The sequence below is a fragment of the Mesorhizobium sp. M1A.F.Ca.IN.022.07.1.1 genome, assembly GCF_003997575.1.
Taxonomy (GTDB): domain Bacteria; phylum Pseudomonadota; class Alphaproteobacteria; order Rhizobiales; family Rhizobiaceae; genus Mesorhizobium.
On the sequence record NZ_RZST01000034.1, the window covers coordinates 19531 to 27278 of the forward strand.

At 65.5% G+C, this 7748-nt stretch carries 8 protein-coding genes; 6 read left to right on the forward strand and 2 right to left on the reverse strand.

Annotated elements, in window-relative coordinates:
• Positions 1–19: 19 nt before the first annotated feature.
• Complete coding sequence (locus EOA75_RS06785; RefSeq protein ID WP_127323915.1) at positions 20–2437, reverse strand: glucan 1,4-alpha-glucosidase; 2418 nt, start codon at positions 2435–2437, stop codon at positions 20–22.
• A 222-nt stretch (positions 2438–2659) separates the two neighbouring features.
• On the opposite strand from EOA75_RS06785, the gene EOA75_RS06790 reads away from it, so the two are divergent.
• On the forward strand, positions 2660–3937 hold the full coding sequence (locus EOA75_RS06790) for a GAF domain-containing protein (protein ID WP_127323916.1): 1278 nt from the start codon (positions 2660–2662) through the stop codon (positions 3935–3937).
• On the forward strand, positions 3937–4677 hold the full coding sequence (locus tag EOA75_RS06795; protein WP_066998258.1) for a response regulator transcription factor: 741 nt from the start codon (positions 3937–3939) through the stop codon (positions 4675–4677). The genes EOA75_RS06790 and EOA75_RS06795 overlap by 1 nt, the downstream gene beginning before the upstream one ends.
• A 22-nt stretch (positions 4678–4699) precedes the next feature.
• Here the strand turns inward: EOA75_RS06795 and EOA75_RS06800 are convergent, their stop codons facing one another.
• Positions 4700–5038: a putative quinol monooxygenase gene (locus tag EOA75_RS06800; RefSeq protein ID WP_095826251.1), complete on the reverse strand. Its 339-nt coding sequence runs from the start codon at positions 5036–5038 to the stop codon at positions 4700–4702.
• 142 nt (positions 5039–5180) lie between these two features.
• Between EOA75_RS06800 and EOA75_RS06805 the strand changes: the two genes are divergently transcribed.
• From EOA75_RS06805 to EOA75_RS06820, 4 genes are all read left to right on the forward strand, one after another.
• Entirely contained in the window at positions 5181–5375 is a 195-nt protein-coding gene (locus EOA75_RS06805) for a 4-oxalocrotonate tautomerase family protein (protein ID WP_067323038.1), read from the forward strand.
• Positions 5375–6265: an SMP-30/gluconolactonase/LRE family protein gene (locus EOA75_RS06810; protein WP_095826272.1), complete on the forward strand. Its 891-nt coding sequence runs from the start codon at positions 5375–5377 to the stop codon at positions 6263–6265. The genes EOA75_RS06805 and EOA75_RS06810 overlap by 1 nt, the downstream gene beginning before the upstream one ends.
• A gap of 95 nt (positions 6266–6360) precedes the next feature.
• Positions 6361–7377: an ABC transporter substrate-binding protein gene (locus tag EOA75_RS06815; RefSeq protein ID WP_066998252.1), complete on the forward strand. Its 1017-nt coding sequence runs from the start codon at positions 6361–6363 to the stop codon at positions 7375–7377.
• Between the two features lie 45 nt (positions 7378–7422).
• Positions 7423–7748 (forward strand): ATP-binding cassette domain-containing protein (locus tag EOA75_RS06820; RefSeq protein ID WP_164747297.1); only part of this gene is annotated, 326 nt, incomplete at its 3' end.

The window sequence follows — 7748 nt, forward strand, 5'->3', positions numbered from 1 at the left end:
ATAGCTTGAGGAAAGAACCTTACTGGCTATCCGAAGGATCGATGCCGACGGTGAAGTCGACATTCTCCCAACGGCTCGCTGCGGGCCAGAAAAATGTGAAGACGACCGTCGATCCCGGCTGCAGGCCGGCGACATCCAGGTCAACCAGGTGGACGCCGAAGGCGTTCTCCACCGTGTTGTCGTCGCGCACCGTCAGCCATTTGTCGCTACTCCAGTGAACCACGCCGCGCGCCGCAAGTTCCACGCGCAGGAGCTTGCCGGCGGGAAGCGAGCGGATCTTGTTGTTGAAGCGCCATGTCCTGAACGGCGACACGGTCTTGCGCTCGATGTAGCGCTCGACGCCCTGCGGCGGCATGTCGAAGACCTTGCCGTCGCGCAGCGAGCGCAGCAGCTTAATATGCTCGGCATGCGCCCAGACCAGCGGCATGGCGCTGCCCGATGGCGCGCCGAGCCGCAATTCGCGCTCCGGCAGGTCGGGTCTGTCCCACACCTGCTCCGGCAGCAGGCCGCCTGCACCGGCAGAGCGCTCGAAGGTTTCGAGCAGCTCGGCCGCTTTGCCGGGTCGCCCCGCGGCCAGCTCGTAATGCGCGCGCTCGCCGGCGAGCAGCGGCCAGGGCCGGCCCCGGCCGGTGCCATCGAACGGCGAGCCGTCCTCATGCTCGCCATAGCCGTCGCCGGAATAGCGGTACCAGAGCGGGCCTTGCGGCAACTCGCAGCGCAGAAGCGCGTCGATGGCTTTGACGGTGTTGACGATCCGCGTATCGTCGGCGGCTCTCAGCCCGAAGCGGACCAGCGCCAGCGCATCGGGACTTATGATGGCCTCGGCCGGCCGATGGCTATCGCCGGGCGGCCGGTTCTTGATCGGCACGAAACCGTCCTTCGGCGAAGCGGCGCCAGCACGGTCGGGCGGTGCGATGCGGACATAGTAGCCGTCGACGCCCTCCCTGGCGCAGAGTTCGGTGCCGGTGACATAGGTCCAGCGCTCGATCTGGTCGTTCCAGCAATCGGCCGTCTCGCGCAGATAGTTTGCCGGCTCTTTTTTGTCGCAAGCATCCAGCATGTCAGCCGCCGCAAGCAGCGCCGCGATCTCGACGGCGAGCGTGAACGGGCTGTAGCCGGCGTCCTCTTCCCAGCGGTCCTCGCCGGTGACCGGGCCGTTGCGCACCACATAGGAAGCCGCGCTTTCGATCATGGCTAGGAAGTCGTCGAGCTTCGCGCGCGGCAGATGACCCGCGCGGCGGAGCGCGTCGGCAAGCAGCAGCGGAAAGGCGCATTCGTCCATCTGAATGCCAGGCCAGTAGGGCGTGCCGCTCGCCCAGCAGTTCTGCGGCCAATGACCGTCCGGCTGTTGGTTCGAGCGGAGATAGGTGAGAATATCGAACGCCTGCCAGGCGTCGCCGGCTGCAAGGAAGCCCCCCGCCGTTTCGACCAGGTCGCGCGGCCAGACCAGATGGTAGCCGCCGAGATCGTCGTCGCCCTTGTTGAAGCCCCAGGGGATCGAAAGACTGGCGACTGCGGCTCCAGGCCTGGCGATCGACAGATGCGAGGCAAGGACGGCGGTACTGACGCGGTAGGTGTTCAAGCCGGAGGCGGCTTGCCTGTCGAGCGTCTCCAGGCCGGACTGGAAATTCCGCCAACTGGCGGCATAGGTTTCGGCGGCCGCATCGAAACCGTCCTTCAGGCTGGCCAGCGCGGCCTCCGCCGCCTCTTCCGGCGAGGCGCCGAAGCCGAGCGCCAGCAATGCGGTGCCCTTGCCTGTCGAGAAGCCGATCTCGCCGGTCAGCGCCACATTGCCATCCTCCGCGCGCTCAGCGGCAGGATCGAGCGCGCCGCCATTCCGCAGCTGCTGCCAGCCGTCGGAGAAACCGACATAGCCGGCCGAGCAGGCGCCACAGGGCAGCGAGGCGGCAAGCGCGAGCGAGACGCCGCGGCCTGACGCAAAGAGGATACGCTGCCCCTTGTGCTCGCCGAGCCAGGCGGTGTTGCCCATGCCGCGATTGACGAGATGCGGCGCGAGCAGCGCGTAGACCTGGTAGTCCGAGGCTGAGCCTTTGAGCGCCGCGAATGTAATTTCCTGCAGCAGAACGGGCCGTTTCGAATCCGTAACAATGCGCTTTTCAATCCGATAGGAGCCATTGACCGCCGTGTTGACCAGGCGATAGCCGGGGACGCCGGCTTCGAATGGCTCGACAAGATGGGCGGCATCGCGTTTCTCTTCCGAGAAATAGCCATCGGGACCGGTAATGATCAGCCCCAGGTCGCGCGTGCAGGCGCTGTCGAGGCGGGGATAATAGACCTCGTTCAATATGCCGTGACTGATGGTGAACCAAAGCAGGCTGTTCGCTGAAAGCCCGGTGCCGACGCCGCTCTTGGCGCTTGACGTCCAGCGCGCGGGAATTCCCGGGGCGCCCTGAGCAACGGTCGGCGTCACTGCCATCAATTGGCCTCCTGCGGCCGTTCCTAGACCAGGAGCCGGCGGCTTTTCAATCGCCGCACCCGAAGTTGATCGGGCTCGGGTCGCTTGACCCATCGTTGACAGCGGCGCCGTCAAGCGCTCACTATTTCTCGGGCAGGGAGGAACTGCGGAAACAGGATCGAGGCCGCGCGGCGCAGCTTGGCTGTCGTTCCACGGCATTCATCAGGGGGACAGGGAGGAGACATGTCGGAGGTATCTCCCCAGCTGATCGATCGGCTGCTCGCGATCTCGCGGGCGCTCGCCGGCCATATCGATCCGGGCTCAGCGTTCCGGGCGACAGCGATCGAAATCGGCACGCTCATCCCGCACGACCATATCGATCTGGCGGTGTTGTCGCTCGATGGGCGCATGCATGCCTGCTACGAGGCCGGCTTCCATACCAGCTGGAGCGATCTGGCGCAGCATCCGGTCGAGGGCAGCCCGATCCGGCGCGTGCTGTGGGGCGACACGCCTTATCTTCTGACCGACAACGCGCTTCTCGACGACCGATTCCACTTCGAGGGAGCGTTCGACGGACCGATCTTCGCCGCCAAGCTGCGCAGCCGCATCATCGTGCCGCTGCGGGCACGCGGCAGCGTGATCGGCGCGCTCAACATCAGCCGGCACAAGGCCGGCTGCTACTCGCAAGAGGACGTCGAGGTCGCTCAGCAATGCGCCGACCTCATCGGGCCCTATATGTTCGCGCTGATCCAGACAGAGGAAGCGCGCCGCGCCATGCTCGCCGAAAGCGAGGCGCGCAACCGGGCGGAACTGCTGAGAGTCGGCGCCTCGCAACTGACCGAGGGCATGGAGCGCGAGCGGCGCCGCATGGCCATGGACCTGCACGACCAGACGCTCGCCGACCTGGCCCGCATAGCACGACAGGTTTCAGCTTTCCGCAGCCGGGGCGTGGCGCGGACGGCCCAGCTTGCCGATCTCGAGCAGGAGGTGGCGGGCTGCCTGGCGGAGCTGCGCCACATCGTCGACGACATGCGGCCGAGCGTCCTGGAACTGTTCGGGCTGCGCGACGCGGTCGAGGCACATCTCAACCGCAGCGTTGCCAGGGCCAAGCCGCCGATCGCGGTGCGCATCGCCGACACCAGCGACGGCAGCGCCGACGGCCTGTCGGAAACGCTTCGCACCGCGCTCTATCGCATCGTGCAGGAAGCCATCAACAATGCGGTCCGTCATGCCGCGCCAAGCCGCATCGAGGTGCAGCTGGCGTCGACGGCAACCACATTCAACGTGACCGTCACCGACGACGGGCATGGCTGCGGCTCGATCGATCCCGCCGCTCAAGGCGGCATCGGCCACATGCACACGCGAGCGGCCCTTGTCGGGGCGCGGCTGCGTTTCGAGCCGGCCGACCGCAAGGGCGGCACCAGGGTCGTGATCGAGATCGATCGCGAGTCCGCCGAGGCCGAGGCGGCGGCGTGCGGCACCGCGATAACCGAAGCTCAGCCGGTGGCGGAGGCAGTCTGATGCTGGTCATGATCGCCGAAAATGACGGGCTGCATCGCACCTTCGCGCGGCGGACCGTCGAGCAATTGTGGCCCGGCGATGTCGAGGTGATCGAAGCCGGCGACGGCGAGGACGCCATCAATCTTGCGGCGGAACGGCAGCCGCCGCATGTCGTGCTCGACTTGCAACTGCCCAAGGCGACCGGGATCGAGGTGGCGCGCGCCATCTGGAGCCAGCGCGCCGGCACGCATATCCTGTTCTGGTCGAACTTCGCCGACGAGGCCTATGTGCGCGGCGTGGCCCGCATCGTGCCGCCGGGATCGGTCTATGGCTATGTGCTGAAATCGGCGACGGAAGAAGGCATGCGCTCGGCGCTGCGCGGCGTGTTCCGCGAGGGGCATTGCATCATCGACCGCGAGATCCGCGGCATCCAGCACCGCGTCCAGGACCGGTTCGAGGGCATCACCGACGGCGAATATGAAAGCCTGATCGACATCGCGCTCGGCCTCACCGACCGAGCGATCGCGGCGCGGCGCGGCCTGTCGATCCGCGGCGCGCAGAGCCGCATCAAGCATGTCTACGAGAAGCTCGGAATAGTGCCGCCGGAGGAGGGTGCTGGCGAGGCGTCGGTGTTCAATTCGCGCACCCGCGCGATCTATCTGGCCATGGCCCGAGGCCTGATCAACATCGATGCGCTGCGGCGCGAGCAGGAGCAACTCGACGCCTGGCTCGCGCAGGCAACGCCGTTGCAGGAGCAGTAAGCCCCGCGATGGGCGAACAGGCTCAGCTTGAATGCTGATTGCTCTTGGCCCTCAGAACGATCGGCTCGGTCTCGATCAATCGAAGCGACCTGACCATATCAGCCGTCCGCGCCTTGTATTTGAGAAAGTGCGGCGCGGTCAGGTGAGCTTGGTATGCGGAATGATCGACATAGCATTCGATGACGCGCACCGTTTCGGGCGAACCCTTTATCGAGACCGCGTGCAGGAACAACACGCCAGGCTCGTTCTGCACCGAGGCCTCGATCTCTTCGGCGAGCAAGGCCCTGAAGCTTTCGAGCTGGGATGCCTCGATCTCCAGTTCCGCAATCCGCACGATCGGCCTGCCGCATCTCTCTGCCATCCATGGTTCTCCTGTCTGCAGCCGTGGATGCCGGTGCCGACTGTGCAAAACCACAGTCGGTGCTGCGCTTAGACCGCTATCGCCCGGTCCGCGTCCCGACTAGCTTTTGTCCTACAAAAACAAAAATCCCGGGGAAGCGCTCATGCCGTTCGTCAGCATACGGATACTCGAGGGTCATTCGCAAAAGCGCAAGAACGAGATCTCTCGCCGGGTCACCGAGGCGATCAGCGAGGTCGCCGGACTGCCCATGGACGCGATCTGGGTGGTGATCGAGGACGTGCCGGGCAGCGACTGGTTCGTCGCCGGCAAGCCGGTGCGGGAACCCAAGAGCCCGTGATGTCGATCCCGGCGCGCGCCCGTCATTCCGGCTTTGATGACGTCGTCGGCAATGCGGCGATGGAGCGGCTCGCCACCGGCTACGGCTTCATCGAAGGTCCGGTGTGGCATCCCTATGAGAAATGGCTGGTCTTTTCCGATATTCCGCAAAGCCGCATGTACCGGCGCAGCGCTTCCGGCGAAATCGCGGCGTTCCGCGACCCGAGCCACATGGCCAACGGCAACACGCTCGACCGGCAGGGGCGGCTGGTGACCTGCGAGCACGCCAGCAGCCGCGTTACCCGCGCCGAGCCGGGCGGCACCACGACCGTTCTCGCCACGCATTACCAGGGCAAGCAGCTCAACAGCCCGAACGACATTGTCGTTGCTACTGGAGGCTCGATCTATTTCACCGATCCGACCTACGGCCGAGCGGAATTTTACGGCGTGCCGAGGCCGCAGGAACTGTCCTACCAGGGTGTCTACCGGATCGACGGCGACGGCGCCGGGCTGACGTTGCTTGCCGACGATTTCGCGCAGCCCAACGGGCTCTGCTTCTCGCTCGATGAATCGCGGCTCTTCGTCAACGATACCACGCGTGGCCACATCCGTGTGTTCGGCGTCGAATCCAATGGTGACCTCAATGGCGGCGCCGTATGGGCTGTGACCGAGGGCGATGCGCCAGGCGCGCCGGATGGGATGAAGATCGACAGCCGCGGCAACCTCTATTGCACCGGCCCGGGCGGCATCCATGTCTTTGACGCGTCGGGCGATCTCCTCGGCGTCATCGCGACGCCGGAAGATTGTGCCAATTTCACCTTCGGCGACGAGGACCTGCGGAGCCTCTACATCGCCGCGTCGACGTCGCTCTACCGGCTGAGGGTACGGGTGCCGGGATTGAGGCTGTTTTGAGCGGGACCGTTCGCGCTCAGATCGGATGGGAGTGAAGCCGGCCCGCAGGGGCCGGTGGGAAGTGCAGCAGTCAACACATCTGGGAGGATAATGACATGAAGAAACTACTGGTCTTGAGCGCCTTTGCAGCCATGCTCGCCTCGGGCACCGCGCTTGCCGACACGAGCGGCAAGAAGATCGCCTTCTCCAACAATTATGCCGGCAATTCGTGGCGCCAGGCGATGCTCGACAGCTACGCCATCGTCACCAAGAAAGCGGTCGAGGACAAGGTCGTGGCGGCGGCGGATGTCTTCACCACCGCCGACAAGGAAGTGCCGACGCAAGCCGCGCAGGTGCAGAACCTGATCCTGCAGGGCTATGACGCCATCGTCATCAACGCCGCCTCGCCGGATGCGCTGAACGGCGCCATCAAGCAGGCCTGCGACGCCGGCATCGTCGTCGTTTCCTTCGACGGCATCGTGACCGAGCCTTGCGCCTACCGCGTCGTCGTCGACTTCAAGGACATGGGTAGGCAGGAAGTCGAGCAGATGGCCAAGTTCCAGCCGAAGGGCGGCAATTTGCTGGAAATCCGCGGGCTGGCAGGCACCTCGATCGACGATGCCATCCATGCCGGTATCCTCGAAGGCGTCGCCGCCCATCCCGAGTTCAAGATCGTCGGCTCCGTGACCGGCGACTGGGACCAGACCACGGCGCAGAAGGCGGTGGCGACCATCCTGCCGTCGCTGCCGGAGATCGTCGGCGTCGTCGACCAGGGCGGCGACGGCTACGGCGCCGCGCAAGCGTTCGCCGCCGCCGGCAAGCCGCGTCCGACCATCATCATGGGCAACCGTCAGGACGAGCTGAAGTGGTGGAAGGAGCAGAAGGACAAGGACGGCTACCAGACCTGGTCGGCCTCGATCGCGCCCGGCGTGTCGACGCTCGCCTTCTGGGTAGCGCAGCAGGTGCTCGACGGCCGCAAGGACGTGCCGCACGATCTGCTGGTGCCGTATCTCGCCTTCACCCAGGACAATTTCGAGGCCGCGCTGCCGAAGATCAAGGAAGGCGGCGTCGCTACCCACGAATACACCCAGGAAGACGCGATCGCGGCCATCAAGGCCAACATCAAGCAATAGCGGCGCGACATTGCCAGCCGCATCGCCGACCGGATATCGTTGAGGATGCTCCAGGCTATTGCAGACATCGTCAGGCTGGACGGCGCCGAAAAGCACTTCGGCGCCGTCCGCGCGCTCAACGGCGTCGACTTCCATGTCGGCGCCGGCGAATGCGTCGGGCTGGTCGGGCACAACGGCGCCGGCAAGTCGACGCTGATGCATATGGTTGCGGGCACGCTGCGGCCCGATGGCGGGCAGATCGCGGTGCGTGGCAACCAGGAAGCGAGCTATTCCGTGGCGCGCGCGCTCGAGCTCGGCATACGCTGCGTGTTCCAGGAGCTGTCGCTCTGCCCAAACCTCAGCGTCGCCGAGAACACGCGCATCAACCATCC